Genomic DNA, 18,692 nt, shown 5'->3' on the forward strand with positions numbered 1-18,692 from the left:
CCGTAAATGGCAAGACAAAAACGGTCATGATCGTTATACGACAGAAATTGTTTTACCTCAGTTTAAAGGTCAATTATTTCTCTTAGATGGAAAAAAAGAAAATCATGACAGTGATGAGCTTTCTCCAAACTCTCATACATTATCACGGGATTATGCTGTTGCTTCAGGTGCTAGTGATTATGGTATAGCTCTTCATGACAGTATGCCATTTTGATTGAAGAAATGTGATAAAAGAAAAAGTGTGGGCTCCTACAGATGAGGGGATGTATGAGAGAGAAAGATGCTTACATTTCACGGGTGAGAGTACGTCAAGATCCTGTTGATCAATTGGCAATAGAAATGCGTGCTAAACGCTTTGGTTTGTCCATAGAAGATGCAAAAAATCCACTTGCTGGTACCTATATAGGGCGGCTTTGTTTGCAAGGCGTGCTTACTCAAGATCAGTATGATGCCGCGCAAAGATATCTACAGATAAGAAATGACTATCTATGTGCAAAAGGATTGCCGAGGGCAGTGTATGATGAGATGCCATCTTCTTGTGATGATAAGGCAAGAGAGAAATGGGTTGAATTTGCAACCGAACAGTTTTTAAACATGCAAGAAGTGGTAAAAGAAGCACAAGCTTTCAATCGACAGCTTAATCTTCATGCGGCAATACAATATCTTGTTATAGATGATCAAGTATTACCACATCTTGTGAGTTCATTGCGTATTGTTCTTAATGCGCTACAGAAATATTTTACACAAAAACATAACAGATCATTGAAGAGCAGTCTTTAGAGTGTTATATTTCTATATAATATTTGAGAGGGCGTTTTATGCATACAACAAAATTACGTAAAGTTGGGGGATCAGTGATGCTTTCTATCCCGCCTGCATTGCTTGATGTTCTTCACTTGACTGAAAATGCTGAAGTTGGTTTGGCTATTGATAATGGTCGTCTTGTTGTTGAACCATCAGTGCAGCCGCGCTACACGATGGCTGAGTTATTAGCTGCTTCCGATTATTCGCAGCCACAGTCACCTGAAGACCGTGAGTGGGTTGATGCCTCTGCTGTTGGGGGCGAGCTTATATGAGGCGTGGTGATGTCTATATGGTCGATTTGGAACCAATCCAAGGACGAGAACAGCGTGGGTATCGTCCTGTCGTCATTGTTTCTCCTGATGACTTTAATCAAGCAACAGGTTTACCCGTTATTTTACCGATCACAAGCGGTGGAAATTTTGTACGCCGTATTGGATTTGCGGTGCCACTTATGGGTACAAGAACAAGGGGTGTCATTCGTTGCGATCAACCCCGTGTTCTCGATTTGGTGGTGCGCAATGGGCGTAAAGTAGAAAGCTTGCCAACAGCTATTATGGATGAGGTATTGGCGAAGGTCATTACGATCTTTAGTTAACCAATTACGTATGAGATTCAGTCTTTCAAATCAGACATAAATTGACAAAACATATGATCAGTTGTGCTGCAGATTTTTTTGTACAATACGTTGTATTTGTATTACAGTGAATACAAAGATGAGGATTGCGTTATGACAATATCTATTCGGTTGCCAAGTGATCTTGAAACACGTTTGAATAATTTAGCGGCTAAGACAGGACGTACGAAGTCTTTTTATTTGCGTGAGATTATTGAACGTGGAATAGAGGAAGCAGAGGATTATTATTTAGCCTCACAAGTGAGAGAACGTATTCGAAGAGGAGAAGCACCTTTTTATAGCTCTGAAGAGGTAAGGAAAGAGCTTGGCTTGGATGTGACCAAGTGTTAAAAAACTAAGACAAAGGTTGGACAGACATTTTTACAAAAGCATACAGCTATGTAGATTTAAAAGTAATCATCTGAGTAGTTTAAATTATCGAATCTCTTTTGCTTAGCTTTTAATTCATTCCGTTCTCTAATTGCTTTGTCACGGTCTTTTATCGCTAAATTATAGGAATTAACTAGGTTATTATGAGTATGACATAGTTTTTTATATTCTCTTGATATTAGAAGCTTATATAGATAAACAAAGAAAATTATTATCATTAATAAAGTGTTTGTTGAGACTTTAAAAAAATGAAGGATAGAGAGTCCTATTATGAGTAAAGTTAGCTCTTCCAATCCTATATGCCAGAGGAACCAAAAGAAGAGAATGGGCAGTATACCGATAAGTACGACTATCCCTTCGTATGGAAAGCTATAAAGAAGTAGTCCTGTATATATTATAGCTATAGATACCAGTATAAGTATGGGATCAGGGGTATCATCTGTTTCGGAGAAGAAGCGTATAACCCACTTATATCTTGAAAAGATAATCGAGAAAATAGAAATAATTAATATCACTATCAAAGCTCGAAGGCCTCGAGGACCTGGCTTAGATAGCATTTCAATGATTGCTGCTATTGCGCCTAAATACATTGGTATTGGTTCCATAGCTCCCCCCTTTCTAGCAATTTTCGGTCTTATAATTGATTCGATTAGATGATACAATTATGAATTGTTGGTTATTGAGGACACTAGATTTAGATAAAAAATAAAAAAATACACAATATCGTGATTTTTTTGTTGACAATGTGTCGAAAGTTGTATTTAATGGCGCTGCTGTAGTTGGTCGAGTTGCGTCTAAAATTACAGTGAAGGAGATATAACTTCTCTTAAGAATTATTATATGATTGTTCAGAGCCCTGCATTTGCGGGGTTTTTTGTTATCCTTTTCACAAAAAGAAATTCTCATGAACACTACTGAGAAACTTGCAAAAAGAACGCCCCCAAAGGCTGGTCAGGGGCGGGTAAAAGGCGTGCCTAATAAAACGACACGTATTCTGAAAGAGGCAGTGCTTAAAGCAGCAGAGCGTGCTGGTAAAAAATATGGTGATGATGGTTTGATCTCTTACCTCGAAAAGCAGGCAATCAAATGCCCCGCTGCTTATTTGGCATTGCTTGGCAAGGTGTTGCCTTTACAGGTGACTGGTGAGGATGGCGGAGCAGTAAAGATCATAGGGCGTGTTGAGATTGCCCCTTTAATCGATGACGATAAGACAGATTAAGATAGTACCAAAGCTGATACCGATCTTTTCAGGCACGGCAGCAGTGCGTGCGGCTTGGGGAGGAAGAGGGTCTGGCAAGACAAGATCATTTGCCTTAATGGCAGCTTTAAAGGGCTATCAATTTGGTATGGGAGGGATATCAGGGACAATTCTTTGTGCGCGTCAGTTCCAGAATTCGCTCGCAGAGAGTTCTTTGGAGGAGATCAAACGGGCTATTGAAGATCATGATTTCTTAAAGGACTATTACAAGGTTGGGGAATCTTCGATTAAATCTTGTGATGGTCGTATCGCCTTTCAGTTTTCAGGTCTAGACCGTAATATAGCAAGCATTAAGTCGATGGGGCGTATTTTGCTCTGTTGGGTTGATGAGGCAGAGCCGGTTACTGAAACGGCTTGGCAAACACTGATACCAACTTTACGGGAAGAGGGAGAGGGCTGGCGAGCAGAATTATGGGTTACGTGGAACCCGTTGCGTGAGAATGCGCCGGTTGAGAAGCGGTTTCGCTTTTCTGATAATGAGGCGATTAAGCGTGTTGAGATTAACTGGTCAGATAATCCGAAGTTTCCAAAGATTTTGAATGAAGCGCGTTTGGATGATCTGAGGAACCGTCCCGAGAGCTATAAACATATTTGGGAAGGGGATTATCTCAAAGCCGTTCAGGGTGCTTACTATCAAAAAGAGATGTTAGCAGCCGAGCAGGAGGGGCGGATTGGACGTGTTTCTCGTGATCCTTTAATGCAAATACGAGCCTTTTGGGATATTGGGGGCACGGGAGCCAAGGCTGATGCAACGGCGATCTGGATAGCCCAGTTTGTCGGTCGTGAGATCAGGGTGCTTGATTATTATGAAGCACAGGGGCAGCCCTTATTCGAGCATATAGGCTGGTTGCGTCAAAATGGGTATGAGAAAGCCTTGATGGTTTTACCCCATGATGGTGCGACCAGAGACCGTGTGCACAATGTGAGTTTTGAAAGCGCCTTGAATGATGCGGGTTTTGAAACGCAGGTTATTCCCAATCAGGGAGCAGGGGCTGTCAAAATAAGGATTGAGGCAGTGCGGCGGATCTTACCGTCAGTATGGTTCAATGAAGAGACGACGGTAGCGGGTCGTAAAGCGCTGAATTGGTATCATGAGAAATGGGATGAGAAGCGCAATATTGGTTTGGGCGCTGAGCATGATTGGGCAAGCCATGGGGCTGATGCCTTTGGCTTGATGTGCATTGTCTATGAAGCGCCTCGCATTAAACCCAAGCAAGAGCGTTATCGCACAATGGAAAGAGAAACGGCATCATGGATGGCATTCTAGATCAGGACGTTCAAAAAACAGTAATTCTTGATGAATATGAGCTCTATAAGCGCTTAAAATCTTGGTATGTAGAAGATATTGAGCATGTCAATGAATGGCGTGAACAGGCGCGTGAAGATTTTGATTTTTATAATGGTCGCCAATGGGCAGAAGAAGACCTTGCTGTTTTGAAAACGCAACGCCGCCCTGTGATGACTTTTAATCGCATTGCGCCGCTTGTAAATGCAATTGTTGGTGCAGAGCGTAATAACAAGCGCGAAGTGCAATTTCAACCACGGCAAGTGGGGGCAGCCATACCAAATGAATTGCTTACTGGAGTGGCAGAATGGTTTCGGGATGAGGCGGAAGCCGAATATGCGGATTCTGATGCTTTTCAGGATATGGTTATTTGCGGCATGGGCTGGACAGATACGAGACTTGATTATGATACAAATCCTGAAGGGGTTCCTACTGTTAGGCGTTTAGACCCATTGAAAATGGTTTGGGATGCCAATGCTGTACGACCAAATCTGGTTGATGCACAGCGCATGTGGTATGTTGATCGTAAATCTATTGAGGATGCGAAAAGCCTTTTTCCTGATGTGGCTGTTGAAGATCTTAACGCCGATTGGGCTATCGATAGGACAACCGCTTCTGAGGAGTATCATGGATCGCTTGATGCATATCATGATGACTCTCATGCGGCTTCTCTATCAGAACCGTGTTATGGAAAACGGTATGTGACATTGGTTGAATGTCGTTGGTTTGAGTATGAGACCACTTACAAGGCGCCTGATCTTCAAACGGGGCAGATGCGCAACTATAGCAAACAAGAGTTTGAAGAGTTGCAAAGGGTGATGCCGCAGTTACAAGGTGCGCGTTTTAATAAAAAAGTGGTCAGACGTGCTTTTCTGGGACGTCGTCTTTTAAGCCAGCCTGATAGACCATTGGCGCCTGATGGGCAGCTTGGATGGGAATGTATTACAGGGACACTGGATAAGCTTAAAAATCAGTTTTATGGGATTGTTCGCCCCGCAAAGGACCCGCAAAAATGGTCGAATAAATATTTTAGCCAAGTGATGCATATTCTCAATAGCCAATCTAAGGGCGGGTTGATGGCAGAACGAGGTGCTTTTGATGATGAGCGTCAAGCGTTAGAAAGTTGGGCAAGAACAGATACGATTACGTGGTTAGAAAAGGGGGCTCTTACGAGTGGAAAAATTCAACCAAAGCCAAGTGCACAATTCCCTAGTGGATTTTTTCAATTGTTCAATGAATCACGTGAGGCAATCACCCATGTAACAGGGTTATCGGCGGAATTTATCGGTACACGGGAGATTAACCAAGCAAATGTGCTGGAAAATACACGCCGGCAATCGACACTTAATTTGCTTGCAGGGCTCTTTGATAATCTCAAGCTTTATCGGTGTAGACAGGGAAAGATTATTCTTTATCTGATTCAGAATTATCTCTCTGATGGGCGTTTGGTGCGTATTTCTGGATCAGAAAATGCGCAGTATGTGCCGTTGACCCGTGAAGCTGTTACGACTCTTGAATATGACATTATTGTTGATGATTCACCAACAAGCCCCAATGAAAAAGAAAAAACTTTTGCGGCAATTACACAGATGTTGCCATTGCTTGGTGGTTTCTTAACACCGGATATGATTCCAGATCTTTTGAAGCTTTCACCATTACCGGCAACGCTTGTGGCAAGTTTAACGGCAAAAGCACAGCAGGCACAACAAGAACAACAGCAACAGCAGATGATGCAACAAAGCCAAGGTGCCCAATTAACGCCTGAGCAACAGGCAAAGCTTGCTATTTTGCAGCAGGAAGCACAAGCAAAGAGCACGCTCTATCAACTCGATGCGCAGCAAAAGCAAACGGTGTTGCAGCAGAAGAATATTGAACTTTTCTTAAAGCAAGAACAGGCGCGAATGCAGCTTGAGTTGCAACAGGCAAAAAATGAGATAGCGCAGCGTGATTTAGAACGCAAAGCTTTACAGGCGCAGTTGGAGCACTATCGGGTTTTGACAAAAAATATAATAACACATTGAAGGAACAAAAGATGGAAGAAGAGTTTACTCCTGAAGAACAAGCAATCTATGATGAACATTTTGCCAATGATCATTTTATCAGTGATAATCCTATTGAATTGGTCGAGCCTGAGCAAGTTGAGGAAGTTTTTGAGGGAGAGGAACATTCCAAACAGCCACCCGTAGAACCACTTCAGGAACAACCAAATTCTCATGGGATAGAGCAAGAGCGGCAAGCACGCCAAAAGGCAGAACAAAGCGCTGCTGAAGCGCGTGAATTGGCGATTGAATTTGCGCAGAAATATGCTGCAATGCAAGAAGAAATTGCAAGACAGAACGATGAAAATGTTCCCACCTTAGAAGATGACCCTAAAGCACACATTGCATGGCTTAGTCATAAGGTACAAGAACAACAGAGATTGCTTGATGAGTTTTCTCAGATGAGAGAGAGCCAAGAGCGCTTGAGTCAAGAGGAATATGAGCGGCAGCAGTTAGGGGATTATTTCGAGGAAGCCAAAGCGCAAGTTCAAGACAAATATCCAGATTTAGACAATATCACTGATTATCTCTATGAAAGAGCGGACAATATCCTTCAAGCGCAAGCGGAGCTCTATCCACAATGGAAAGACCCTGTCGTGCGGCAGCAGCAAATTGGTGCTGAATTGCGCCAAATATGTCAACAATGTCAAAAAGCTGGTATAAACCCAATAGAGGTGCTCGTGCAAAAAGCGAAAGCTTTTGGGTATAGTGGAGTGCCAGTTAAGGACGAAGTGGGAGCCTTTCAAGAGCGCTCTCAAGCAGCACGGACACTCACAGCGCGCGGCGGACAAGTTCCAACAGGTGGAATGGATGTGAGAACGCTTTTTTCTATGCCAGAAGCTGAGTTTTCTGCATGGGTTGAGAAGAATCCCAAAAAATTTGAACAAATTATGAGCAGAGCGTGAAGACGTGCGCGATAGCGCGACAGAGATAACCAAGTGATTGTTGTTGTTTGGTTATGCCGCAAGGCGATTTTTTTTAAAGAAAGGCATTATTCGAAATGGCAGTAACACAAGTAAAGCTCAATGACCCATTAGCCGTTGGCGTTTGGGCTAAGATGCTAAACACAGAGACCTCAAAAGCGTTGCCCATTGCTCCGCTGATGGGGGAAAATAAAAATAGCATTATCCAAGTTTTGGATGTGCTAGGAAAATCCGCGGGTGACTCCGTTACAAGTGGATTACGCGTCCAACTTATGGGGGATGGTGTTAGTGAGGGACAAACGCTGGAAGGCAATGAAGAAGCACTTCAATTTATGAATGAAACGGTACGCATCAATGAACTTACACATGCTGTACGTATTAAATATGAAGGCTCTATTGATCAACAACGTGTTCCCTTTAATTTGCGTACCGAAGCAAAAGATGGATTGGTTGATTGGTATGCAGATCGTTTAAGTTTGATGTTTTTTATTCAGGCAGCAGGCTATACAGCACCATGGATTCAATTTGAAGGACGTACTTTGACAATTAAACCAGTGCATTATGGTTTTAATGCCCCATCAGAACCAAGCAAATTGCGTATTATTCGCCCGAATAAGAAAAAGACGGATGAAGAGCTTACAAAAGAGGATGTTTTTACATTAGATCTTATAGATCAAGCTGTTGAACGCGCTAAACTTGCTAATCCACGTTTGCGTCCTGTTCGTGTCGATGGGAAATCGGCTTATGTGATGTATCTCCATCCAATACAGGTAACTCAATTGCGTACCAATACCAAGAGTGGTCAATGGTTAGACATTACCAAGGCAGCTTATGATGGTTCGAGGTCTAAGAACCCAATTTATGATGGCTCTTTGGGGATGTATAACGGCGTTATTTTGCGTGAATCAGAACATGTCCCCAATGGTGTTCATTCAAAAACGCAAGAACCTGTTGCTTCTGTTCGCCGTGCCGTGCTTCTTGGTGCACAAAGCATTATCATGGCTTATGGACGCATTGGCAATGGTGCTACAGGAGGAAATGGGGAAAAGAGTGCGACGCGTTATAAACTGGTTGAGGAATTGTTTGATTATCAACGTGAATTTGGTTTGGCTGCAAAGACCATTATCGGCATGAAAAAGTCACGTTATACCTTGCCTCATTCAGACCAAGGGGGACAGGATTTTGGTACTATCGTCATCCCATCTTTTGCTGAAGCAAGCTAACAAATCACCCTTATAGAAGAGGATTAAGCTATGGAAGAACAACAGCCAATCGTGCGACCATCTGTTGATGCTGGAACGATAACAATGACTGATGAGGGAATGCCGCTTATTTTGCAAGGATGCAACAGCTCTACGCAGCAGATAAGCTTTTTGCGGGCGCGCGTTAAATATACAGATAGCGGGTTAACAACGCAAATTGGCATTTTGCCGAGAGATGCTTTTCTCAAGAGTATTACGGTTTATACGCTAAGCGATTTTGGCGGTGCAACAGCCAAGTTGGGGAAAGAGCCTAATGGTAGCGACTATGGCACTGCAAGACTTGCTGCTGGTGTGGAAGAACTTAAACTCTCCTTACCTGTGCGAAATGTTCCGTTAGAGGTTGAAAACAGGATTTACATGACACGGGATAAAAAGAGCACCAAAGGTGATGCTGAGGTGATTGTTGAGTTTTACACCAATCGTTAAAAACAAGGGGGCGTTTGTTTCTTACGTCCCCCTTCATAAGACGTTTTATGGCGTTTGGAAGAGGCTCTGATGACAATAATAGTACAAACAAGTGGTCCGATTGTCGAAAAACAGACCATTGTCCCTTGGGATAAAAGTTTTATCCAGATGACCAATGATATTCAAGATGAAATAGATGATCAAACCAATGAATATGTTGATCAAGTACAAAGGGCGATATTTTCGGCAATTCGCTTTTGTGAACGATTGCCTTTTTATTTCAATGAAAGCCGTGAAATTGTTTTCAGCACTCTAAAGGGTAAAAGCCGTTATGGTGCTGAGGCACATTCCTCTATAAAAGGAGCTGTTCGCATTGTTGATGCTTATATTTATGAGGATAATCACAGCAAATCAAAGCTTTTACATGAGGACGCACTGTTCATTGAAAGTCTTGAGGATAACTCTCAGTATGGCATGCCTACGCGCTATGCTTATTTTGAACAAAAGCTTGTCTTGTCTCCAACACCAGACCGAGTTTATTCTATCAGGCTTATTCTTGATCCTGTAAGAATAAAAGACATTGAGAATGCACAAGAAGCTTCAATATGGTTTTGTGAAGCCTATGAATTGATCAAAACCCGCGCAAAATATGAACTTTATACGAATATTATTAAAGAACCACAGATGGCAGCGGCGGCTTTTGCTATGTTTCAAGAGCAGGTAGATGCCTTAAGAGTTGAGACTTCGCGGCGCAAAAATCTGTTAAAAATTCAATACACGGATTTCTGATGACTTTTATCCCGATTGCTGAATATAGACCAGATACCGCATTTATTAACAGCGGTTATTCCCATGAGATCGTCAATGTTTTGCCTGCACCAAACTCTTATATTCCATTTCCCATGGTTGCGCCGGTTTCAGATCCTTTTCCGGATATCATTTTAGGAGTCTATGCTGTGCGCTCATTGAGTGGTGTGCGCATCATTGTGGGGGCACCAACAAAGCTTTACGAATATGATAACAGCACGCGCGGCTGGAAAGATATCAGTAAAGTTGGGGCACAATATCACGCGAATGAGACTGCACTTTGGTCTTTTGCTTCCTTTGGGGATCATATCATTGCCGTTAATAGCAATGATCCACCACAAATGCTTTCGTTGAAAGCGAGTGAAAGATTTTGTGATTTAGGCGGGAATCCTCCACGTGCTGGGCTTGTGCATGTGTGGGGTGATTTTGTTTGCTTGATGAAACTAACAGATAAGCCAAACCGTGTTCAGTGGTCCGGTTTGAATGATGCAACACACTGGACAGTTGGTGAAAAAAGTTGCGATTATCAAGATTTTCCTGATGGTGAATATGTTCAAGGGTCTACGGAATCTACCAATCCACTTATTTTTATGCGTTCGGCTATTTATCAGGCAACCTTTGTTCCTGGGTCTAAAATTATTTTCAGTTTTACAAAAATAAAAGACAAAATAGGTGCGAAAAGCAGTACAGCAATTGCAAGTCGTGGAGATTATACTTTCTTTGCATCTGATGATGGTTTTTATCAGATCAACAGTGTTGGTGAAATGTTTCCCATAGGTTTTGGTAAAGTCGATAAAACCATCTTCACACTTTACAATAATTTTGCCATTGATGAGATGAGAGCATGTATTGATCCGGTCTATTCTCGTGTTTATTTTTCTATCAATGACAATACGGAGGGGATTCATATTTATGTTTATGATTGGCTCTTGCAAATATGGAGTGTTATTAAAGGGCAAAACCTTCTCTTGTTTCCTCTCTTTGCAGCTGGTTATACACTAGAGGGTTTAGACGAAGTCAAAAAGCAGCTTGAGAGTTTACCAGCTTCTTTTGATAGTAAAATGTGGCAAAATGGCGCGCCTGTTTTGGGAGCCTTTACTCCAGACAACAGATTTGGTTTTTTTGCAGGTCCTCCGATGGAAGCCATTATTGCTTCACAAACTGTAGGGGATACGGGGCGGCAAATCAACCTGATGAGTGAAGCGTTTGTTCAAGCTGATACAACAAATGGCTTTTTAAGTGTTGGGGCAGCTTTTATCATTGACAATAAAAACCAATTAAATTGGGCTAGAGAGCGTTACGCGGGCTATAACAATGGCATGTATAATATTCGCTCACGAGCGCGTTATCACGCCTTGCGTCTGAGAATACCAGAAGGCACGCCATGGACACATATAACAGGCTTTGATGTGACACTTAAACCCGCGGGTATAAGATGAGTTTTAAAATCTATAATACAGAAAAATGGAGCGCTGAACAAATGGCGCCCTATTTGGAAAGTGTGATAAAATCAATCGCTTATTTTAATAAAAAATTCCCTGATGATTATAATACACAGACCCTTTTAAACGATATTTTGCAGGGAGAAAAACTTCTTTGGATTATCGTTGATGCGCATGAAAATTTTATGGCGCATGTTACGACACAGTTACAGGAACTCGTCACTGGAACGCTGAGGGCGGTTATTGTTACCCTTGGTGGAAAGGGAGGGGCGCCCTTAACAAAGCTTATTACTCAAATTGAAGCCTATTATAGAGAAAAGGGAGCGAAAGAGCTTATCATTATAGGACGACGGCGTGGGTGGGAAAAATCTCTTAAATCACATGGATACGACGTTAATCTTTTAGAATATAGAAAGCAGCTTTAAGATGGGAAAAAGTTCTAAACCAATCCAGAATACTCAAAACACGACACAAACAAATGCACCCCCTGAATGGGCAAAAGGTATTTTTGAACGTGCAGCAAAAGATGCCATGACTTTTTATAATCAAGGCAGTGGAAAAGCGGTTTATGAGGGGCAGCGTGTTGCGGGGTTAAGTGATCAAACAAAGAATGCGATGAATGGACTTACCAATAATACGCATAATTATGAGAACAATTACTTAAATGGGTTAGCAACAGGGCAAAATGCAACAAGCCAAAACTTAAAAAATATGGCTTCAGGGCAGCAAATAGGCAATAATCCTTACTTTAATGAAGCACTTCAAAACGCATTAAATAAAGCGACAAGCTCTATTAACAGTTCCCTAGCGGGAGCGGGGCGTTATGGTTCAGGTGCCCATAGCGGTGTTCTTGCTAACGAATTGGGGGGCATAGCAACACAAGCTTTGTCACAGCAATATAACCAAGATGTCAACAACATGATGAATGCCAATAGTCTTATTGACCAAGCAAACCAAAATCAGTTGGCTGGCGCCAATAACTTTTTTCAAGGACAAGGTCAGGCAAATATGAATGCATTGGCAGGAGGGAGTTTGCTTGATGCCAATCATCAACAGCAATTAGATGAAGAGCGGCAAAAATGGGAGCAGAAGAATAATCTTGATTGGGACCAGTTGAGTAAATTGCTTGCCGCTGGTGCAGCTTCTGCTGGAAATTATGGAATGCAGACCGGACAAAGGACAACATTTACTCCGCCACCAAGATCTAATCCTTGGCAAATTGTTGGGAATGTTGGAACCATACTTGGTACTTTTGCAGGGCTTAGCGATAGAAGAGCAAAAGAAAATATCGTGCAAGTTGGACTGAGAAATGGACACACACTCTATGAATATAACTACAAGGGGTATCCTGAGCGCTACCTTGGTGTGATGGCACAGGATGTTTTGAAGTCAAACCCTGAAGCTGTTTTTGTGCACCCTGATACGGGCTTATTGCATGTTGATTATAGCAAGCTTGGCTTTGAGATGGAAAGGGTGCAGTGATGGAACAAGAAAACACAAATTTTCTATCAAAGTTATTGAATCCAAAATTTTTGCGCCCCTTGCTGTATCAAGGGATGCTTCAATTTCCAAAGTATGCGTTGGAGCAGCTTTCTGAACCTTCAAATACGCCGTTTGCAGGACGATATAAGCCAAGTTTTTTAGAACGCGCTGCTTTTAGTACAGACCCTTTTGATGCTAGCGATGGCACTGATCATCCACAAAAATTGAATCTTACGGAACTTATTCGTGGTGCTCATGGGGGGGAAGAAGAAGCTAGAAAAAAAACGCCAGCAGAATTGATTATGTCTACGGATGACTTAAAACGTCAAATGCCTTCATTGCCAGATGCTTCCAAAGATCCTATTCGGATACAAGAGACACCAGAGCAACAAAAACATGACTTCTCAGAACAGGGAGGTGTTGCATCAATGGTCCCACAGTCGCCATTTGTTGCGAACATTGATAAAGTAAGTGAGGATGAAGCACGGGCACAGCAGAAAGGCGCCATGGATTACATTACACAGATCAACAACAGATCTTTACCAGAAAATCCAGAAAATCCGCTGAAAAGTAATCCTGTTAATCAAGAGGCAGTTTCTTCTCCGACTGTACCAGAAGAAGAACATTTAACAGCAAAGGCTAAACCCGAACAGGCAACGGATTATGTAAATGCTGTTGGGAATTTTCTCTATAAAGATGCAAATCCAAGCGGCTTATGGGAGCGTTTTAGAAAATCAGAATTTTCTGAGCATTTAATGGATTTTTTTGCAGGGTTAGCATCAGGAAAAACACCGCAAGAAAGCTTTTCAAATGCGGCGATTGTTATGCGGCAGGGCAATAATGTACGCGCCCAAAATAGACCTATTTTTGAGTTTTTACGCTCAAAAGGATATAGTGATCAAGACGCACAAGCCCTCATACAATATCCTGATCTTGCTATGAAAGTCATTGGCAGCACATTAAGCCCGCAAGAAGGCTATCGAACACTAACAGCAGCAGAAAAAGCAGAGCAGGGATTGCCTGAGGATATGGCTTTCCAAATTTCGACAAATACGGGAAAAATTATGCCTATCCAAGGAGGGCAACGTTCTTCTTCTTCTGGACTTTGGGGTGATGCTGGAAGCACACTGTCAAAGCCTGAAGCTGGTTATATGTTTGTTAAAGATGAAAACGCACCTGGTGGCATACGTGCGATGCCCATTACAGGCAGTGGTGCAGAACATAAATTAATCCAAGAACAGAAGGATGAGGAGCGTAAAGAACAGCAATTGCAAATGCAAATTCTGGAAACAGCAGAAAGGTCAAATCGTATACTCTCAGCCTCTAAAGAATTGCTAGAAATTGTTGAGAAACATCCGCATGTTGTTGGTTTCACTGGTCCTATAATGTCGTTCATTCCTAATTCTAGGGCAAAAGATTTCGGGCATATGCTTGATTCATTGAAGGCGAGTATCGGGCTTGATGCCTTGAGAAAAGCAAAAGCATTTTCACCAAATGGGGCATCTGGATTTGGAAACTTGTCTAATATGGAATTGCAAGCATTGCAAAACTCTGTAGCAGCGCTGTATCAAAATCTTTCTGAAGAGCAAATGAAGAAATCTTTAAAAACCGTTATTGATACGTTCAATAAATCCAATGCAGCAACGCGCGCAATTCTTTTTGGTGGTGCAGAGGCAACACGCGAACTCGTTCGAGCAGCCTATGGAAAAGATGCTTATAAGGAAAATAATGCTCAGACAGATGATCCACTAGAAAAACAGCTAGAAGTATTGCCAGAAGGCGCGCTGTTTATTGATCGTGATGGATTTATTAAGGAGAAACAAATCAATGGCTGAGTTAATCCCCCCTCTTATTCATCGTAAAAATACAAGAGTCATTGGGCATATAAGCGACTATACACCAGAACAGCTTCAAGAACTTTTCTCGAAGAATAAGGAAAGACTAAGTGGTTCTACAGGAAATAATAGTGCAATAGAAGAAGATGGTCCTCATCCAAGTGCTCTGGGTGCTTTTGGATGGGGAGCTCTTCATGGGCTAACCCTAGGCTATGATGATGAAGCTGCAGGGTTGGCATCAGCATTTTGGGAGGGGTTGTGGAATGGAACAGATGAGGCAGTCAAAAAATATAATGAAGTGACAAAACGATGGCGGGATTATCAAAGAGCGGCGAACCGAGATCATTTTGATGCATCTCTTTTTGGGAATGTAGCGGGTGCGGCAGCACCCGTAATTGCTTCTGTGCTCTTTCCACCTGCGGCAGGAGCGACTGCTGCTCGTGCTGCGATTGGTGCTGATGTTGTTTTGGGGGGCAGAGCGGGTGTTGCAGGAGCACAACTAACCAGTAAAGCCTTAGCAGCAGGAGAAAGGGCGGTGCAATCTGCTTTAGCAGGAGGGGCTGAGCGGGCAGCGGCAAAAGCAGCCGGTGAAGCCGCAATGAAAGCAGCAGCAAAAAAGGAAGCGGCAAAGTTTAGTTTGATGCGGGCAGCAAAAGCTGGAGCCATTTATGGTGGGATAGCAGGCAGTGGTGAGGGAGAGGGGTTGGCGGATACTCTCGTGTCTGCTGGATTTGGTGCAGCGTTAGGCGTTGCAACACCGCTTGTTGCCCATGGTGTATCAAAAGTGACACCTTTTGTTACAAAATCACTTAAAGCAGCATTGAGAGGACCTATAAGTCCAGCGGAAATGGCAGCAAAAGCAGCGCAAATGCCAGAAAAAGAGGCATTTAAAATAAGCAACAGAGCATTGAGGGATATAAGCCGTACTTTAGGGGATGAAGGTGTTGATAAGCTTGAGAGGGCATTAAAACAGCGTGGTCCTGATTCAATGATTATTGATCTTCATGATGGGCTTACTGCAAGAGCTTTTGAGGCAGCAAAAAAAGATCATGATACATATTCGCTCATAAGTAATCGCTTGAATGAAAGGCAAGATGCGAGTGCTATGCGGGTAAAGGATGCGTTGACAAAAGTGATGGGTTCCAAAGTCGATACGCTCGATTTAAAGCAAGAGATTATCAATCAAGCGCTGAAAAAGTCTGAACCGTTTTATGAGAGGGCGAAAGCTGCTCCTATTTCAAATGTTGTAAGTGAAGATTTATCGCGCTTGCAAAAAAACCCCGCCTTTCAAAAAGCATACAAAAAAGCAATTGCACAAATGCCAAATGAAGTGGATGCAACAGTTATAGGGAATAATGGATATCCAAAGCTGAATATGCGGATTTTGCATAAGATGAAAGAGGTTTTGGATGATCAAATTAATTCTGCTCGTATCAAAGGGAAATGGGGATATGCTCGAGATTTAACGGATTTTAAACAACGTATTCTGGATGTTTTGGATACGTCATCTCCAGATTATGCTAAAGCACGGAAAATTTATTATGACGAACGCACAATTGGTGACGCTTTAGAGCAAGGAAAACAAGCACTGAAGAAGAGTGTTGATCTTGAGACAATCAACAGTCAACTTTCGAATTTGGGGTTGATGGAAAAAGATGCGTTTCAAAAAGGGATACGGTGGCAAGTAGAGCATGCGGCAGGTAATGCACAAAATTTTGAACACAATCTTTTGAGTTTGTTTGACACAAAAAATGGTCAAGAAAAATTACAGCATATTTTTGGTGAGGATAAAGCCAAGCAACTTATGAAAATATTGCGTCCAGAAGTAGAGAGGTCAAGGCTCTTTGCACGATTGCCAAACCATATGGGGGAAGTAGGAGAAAAAGCAGCACAACAAGTTGCAAATATAGGGAGCCTTACTCCAACCAAGGCAGGAATGAAACTTCTCACAGGGCAATGGATACGCAAACTGTTAAGAGTCCATAAAAGGACTGAAAGAGATATTGCGGCTCTCATAACAGCACGGGAAAAAGGAGAGTTTGGGTTGGCAAGGGAAAAAGCTGTTGAATTAATTAAGAAGTTTCATGAAGCAGAAAAAAAACGCTTAATAACACGAGAAGATCACACAAAATTCATTAATTTTCTTGGAATTCTTTTGAATAGCAGTGTTGATAGAATGGTTATAAACTAATGATCAATTTTCATCCCCATGTGAAGCATGCACTCTCACAGGCAGCACAAAAATATGGTTTGCCGGAAAGCTTTCTTGCACGTGTCGCACTCATAGAAAGTAATGGTAACCCCAATGCAAGAAATAAAAACAGTAGTGCAGGGGGGCTCTATCAGTTTTTAGATTCAACAGCGAAACAATATCAATTGAATGACAAATTTGATCCCTTTCAAGCAACCGATGCTATGGCGCGATTGACAAAGGACAATACGCGTTATCTGCAAACAGCGTTAGGCAGAGAGCCATCAGAGGCAGAGCTTTATCTTGCACATCAACAAGGACCAGCAGGGGCTGTAAAACTTATCAAAAATCCACATGTGCTAGCGAGACAATTATTGGGGCAACAGGCAGTGACACTCAATGGTGGTCACAGCGAAGCTACAGCAGAGGATTTTATGAATCATATTTATCAACTGTACAACAAAACGGAAGATGCTTTGAAGAGACCGATACAACAAAGCCAAAGCAATAGGCAAGAAGCTCCAAACGAGATGGTTCCATTGCGTGGGTTTGAGAGGCTTCAAAAGACAATGCAAGGGAATCAAGATGATCAAGGAGACAACCAATTAATGGCATATCACAGGTCATTCTCAAACAGAATGATGGCACCTGAAAGTAGAGAGAACTTAACAGAACAGATTATGGAAAGCACACCATTGCAAGCACAAAGCTTTGATGTTGGTTCTCTGAAAAAGGGTGTGGCTGGATTGCTTCATTTAATGAGAGAGAGTGGAGAAAAACAAAATCAACAAATGCAGCTGGCTCAGCAACAAATGTTACAACAACCAATCACAGCGGGTTTCTCACAATCGAATGCACGCCCTGTAGATTTAACACCCCTGATTGATCCGTCTAGACAACAGTCTATTGGTTCTTATGGGCGACAAAAAGAAAAGCAATTGCGCGAAGAGTTATTAAGAAGAACGGGGGCTTATTATGTCTGATATTTATGACTGGTCACTGGCAGCTGATAAAAATGCCAATTCAGATAGTCTTATTAATTGGGCAGAAGGACAGCCGCCTAGTTCTGTCAATGATAGTGCCCGTGTCATGATGCAGCGTGTACGGGAATATCTTGCCGATAATGGTGGTTCTCTTGACTCAAAGTTTATAGTGAATGTCAAAGAAAAAACAACATTAATCACGTTAACGACAGTTTCATCCATAGCGAAATACAAAAACGATATTATGATCCGCTTTAAAGCGCGTGGAATGAATGTTGGCACGTCAACAATAAACATTAATAACCTAGGAGCAAAAACACTCTATAAAGTCACCAACATGGGGATAGTGCCTTTAGAAGGGGGTGAATTACAAAGGGGTGGTATTTATGAAATCGTCTATAATGATGGTTCCTCAACAAAAGATCTTGATGGTTGGTACCTTTTAAATCCTACCCCCATTCCACCACCGAAAATAGAAACCTTTCCTTGTGGGTTTATTGCAAGTTTTGCTATGCAAAAAGTACCAAGTGGTTGGCTTTTATGCGATGGCGCTACTTATGAGCGGAAGGATTATCCACAATTGTTCAATGCTATCGGTGATCAATGGGGGAAAAGCAGTGAGACAACCTTTAGAGTTCCAGACTTTAGGGGAATGTTTTTACGAGGTTTTGATGATGGTCGTGGTTTAGACAGAAGTAGAAAATTTGCTGTCCTACAGCAAGATAGCATTAAAGCGCATACACATGCCTGCACTATTGAAGAGGCAGGAGAGCACAGTCATTCATATACCTATGATGGATTTGGAAGATTTGCTGATAGGATAGGCAGAAGAAATCCAATTTATGACCCTACGTCGTTTAAGGGAACAACAAGTTCAGCTGGTGCGCATACGCACAAGGTAATCATTTCTTCAACAGGTGAAGCAGAAACGCGTCCTATTAATGCAACAGTTGTTTATGCCATAAAGACATAA

Annotated in this window: 20 protein-coding genes; 19 read left to right on the top strand and 1 reads right to left on the bottom strand. The window is 42.2% G+C overall.

What is annotated here, in order from left to right; translation table 11 throughout:
- The 5 genes from AC0QT4_RS04695 to relB all read left to right on the top strand — a co-directional run.
- Window positions 1-214, top strand: a 214-nt coding sequence (locus tag AC0QT4_RS04695) for a single stranded DNA-binding domain-containing protein (RefSeq protein WP_473200563.1), incomplete at its 5' end; no start/stop codon positions are given.
- Between the two features lie 53 nt (window positions 215-267).
- Complete coding sequence (locus tag AC0QT4_RS04700) at window positions 268-780, top strand: hypothetical protein (RefSeq protein WP_473200564.1); 513 nt, start codon at window positions 268-270, stop codon at window positions 778-780.
- A 38-nt stretch (window positions 781-818) separates the two neighbouring features.
- Complete coding sequence (locus tag AC0QT4_RS04705) at window positions 819-1,076, top strand: AbrB/MazE/SpoVT family DNA-binding domain-containing protein (RefSeq protein ID WP_473200565.1); 258 nt, start codon at window positions 819-821, stop codon at window positions 1,074-1,076.
- On the top strand, window positions 1,073-1,399 hold the full coding sequence (locus tag AC0QT4_RS04710) for a type II toxin-antitoxin system PemK/MazF family toxin (protein WP_473200566.1): 327 nt from the start codon (window positions 1,073-1,075) through the stop codon (window positions 1,397-1,399). Before AC0QT4_RS04705 ends, AC0QT4_RS04710 begins: the two co-directional genes overlap by 4 nt.
- A gap of 132 nt (window positions 1,400-1,531) precedes the next feature.
- On the top strand, window positions 1,532-1,768 hold the full coding sequence (gene relB, locus AC0QT4_RS04715) for a type II toxin-antitoxin system RelB family antitoxin (RefSeq protein WP_473200567.1): 237 nt from the start codon (window positions 1,532-1,534) through the stop codon (window positions 1,766-1,768).
- Between the two features lie 56 nt (window positions 1,769-1,824).
- On the opposite strand, the gene AC0QT4_RS04720 is transcribed toward relB, so the two are convergent.
- Window positions 1,825-2,412, bottom strand: coding sequence for a hypothetical protein (locus AC0QT4_RS04720; RefSeq protein WP_473200568.1), 588 nt, complete (start codon window positions 2,410-2,412; stop codon window positions 1,825-1,827).
- Window positions 2,413-2,711: 299 nt separating this feature from the next.
- Between AC0QT4_RS04720 and AC0QT4_RS04725 the strand changes: the two genes are divergently transcribed.
- The 14 genes from AC0QT4_RS04725 to AC0QT4_RS04790 all read left to right on the top strand — a co-directional run bounded on the left by AC0QT4_RS04725 (window position 2,712) and on the right by AC0QT4_RS04790 (window position 18,692).
- Window positions 2,712-3,026 (top strand): hypothetical protein, encoded by a 315-nt coding sequence (locus AC0QT4_RS04725; RefSeq protein ID WP_473200569.1) that lies wholly within the window; start codon window positions 2,712-2,714, stop codon window positions 3,024-3,026.
- Window positions 3,007-4,332 carry a phage terminase large subunit gene (locus AC0QT4_RS04730; protein WP_473200570.1) on the top strand — a complete coding sequence of 442 codons (1,326 nt, stop codon included), beginning with the start codon at window positions 3,007-3,009 and terminating at the stop codon, window positions 4,330-4,332. Before AC0QT4_RS04725 ends, AC0QT4_RS04730 begins: the two co-directional genes overlap by 20 nt.
- Window positions 4,317-6,371 (top strand): portal protein, encoded by a 2,055-nt coding sequence (locus tag AC0QT4_RS04735; RefSeq protein ID WP_473200571.1) that lies wholly within the window; start codon window positions 4,317-4,319, stop codon window positions 6,369-6,371. The genes AC0QT4_RS04730 and AC0QT4_RS04735 overlap by 16 nt, the downstream gene beginning before the upstream one ends.
- 11 nt (window positions 6,372-6,382) lie before the next feature.
- Entirely contained in the window at window positions 6,383-7,294 is a 912-nt protein-coding gene (locus AC0QT4_RS04740; protein ID WP_473200572.1) for a hypothetical protein, read from the top strand.
- A 95-nt stretch (window positions 7,295-7,389) separates the two neighbouring features.
- Window positions 7,390-8,535: a N4-gp56 family major capsid protein gene (locus AC0QT4_RS04745; RefSeq protein WP_473200573.1), complete on the top strand. Its 1,146-nt coding sequence runs from the start codon at window positions 7,390-7,392 to the stop codon at window positions 8,533-8,535.
- Between the two features lie 30 nt (window positions 8,536-8,565).
- Complete coding sequence (locus AC0QT4_RS04750; RefSeq protein ID WP_473200574.1) at window positions 8,566-9,000, top strand: hypothetical protein; 435 nt, start codon at window positions 8,566-8,568, stop codon at window positions 8,998-9,000.
- A gap of 69 nt (window positions 9,001-9,069) precedes the next feature.
- Entirely contained in the window at window positions 9,070-9,768 is a 699-nt protein-coding gene (locus AC0QT4_RS04755) for a hypothetical protein (protein ID WP_473200575.1), read from the top strand.
- Complete coding sequence (locus AC0QT4_RS04760; RefSeq protein WP_473200576.1) at window positions 9,768-11,225, top strand: hypothetical protein; 1,458 nt, start codon at window positions 9,768-9,770, stop codon at window positions 11,223-11,225. Before AC0QT4_RS04755 ends, AC0QT4_RS04760 begins: the two co-directional genes overlap by 1 nt.
- Before the next feature lie 41 nt (window positions 11,226-11,266).
- Window positions 11,267-11,653 (top strand): hypothetical protein, encoded by a 387-nt coding sequence (locus tag AC0QT4_RS04765; RefSeq protein WP_473200665.1) that lies wholly within the window; start codon window positions 11,267-11,269, stop codon window positions 11,651-11,653.
- Window position 11,654: 1 nt separating this feature from the next.
- Window positions 11,655-12,710, top strand: coding sequence for a tail fiber domain-containing protein (locus tag AC0QT4_RS04770; RefSeq protein WP_473200577.1), 1,056 nt, complete (start codon window positions 11,655-11,657; stop codon window positions 12,708-12,710).
- Window positions 12,710-14,545 (top strand): hypothetical protein, encoded by a 1,836-nt coding sequence (locus tag AC0QT4_RS04775; RefSeq protein WP_473200578.1) that lies wholly within the window; start codon window positions 12,710-12,712, stop codon window positions 14,543-14,545. The genes AC0QT4_RS04770 and AC0QT4_RS04775 overlap by 1 nt, the downstream gene beginning before the upstream one ends.
- A complete protein-coding gene (locus tag AC0QT4_RS04780; RefSeq protein ID WP_473200579.1) occupies window positions 14,538-16,736 on the top strand; it encodes a hypothetical protein in 2,199 nt (732 codons plus the stop codon). The genes AC0QT4_RS04775 and AC0QT4_RS04780 overlap by 8 nt, the downstream gene beginning before the upstream one ends.
- Entirely contained in the window at window positions 16,736-17,719 is a 984-nt protein-coding gene (locus AC0QT4_RS04785) for a transglycosylase SLT domain-containing protein (protein ID WP_473200580.1), read from the top strand. The genes AC0QT4_RS04780 and AC0QT4_RS04785 overlap by 1 nt, the downstream gene beginning before the upstream one ends.
- On the top strand, window positions 17,712-18,692 hold the full coding sequence (locus AC0QT4_RS04790; RefSeq protein ID WP_473200581.1) for a phage tail protein: 981 nt from the start codon (window positions 17,712-17,714) through the stop codon (window positions 18,690-18,692). Before AC0QT4_RS04785 ends, AC0QT4_RS04790 begins: the two co-directional genes overlap by 8 nt.

The sequence above is a fragment of the Bartonella sp. EBT8 genome (assembly GCF_055796165.1).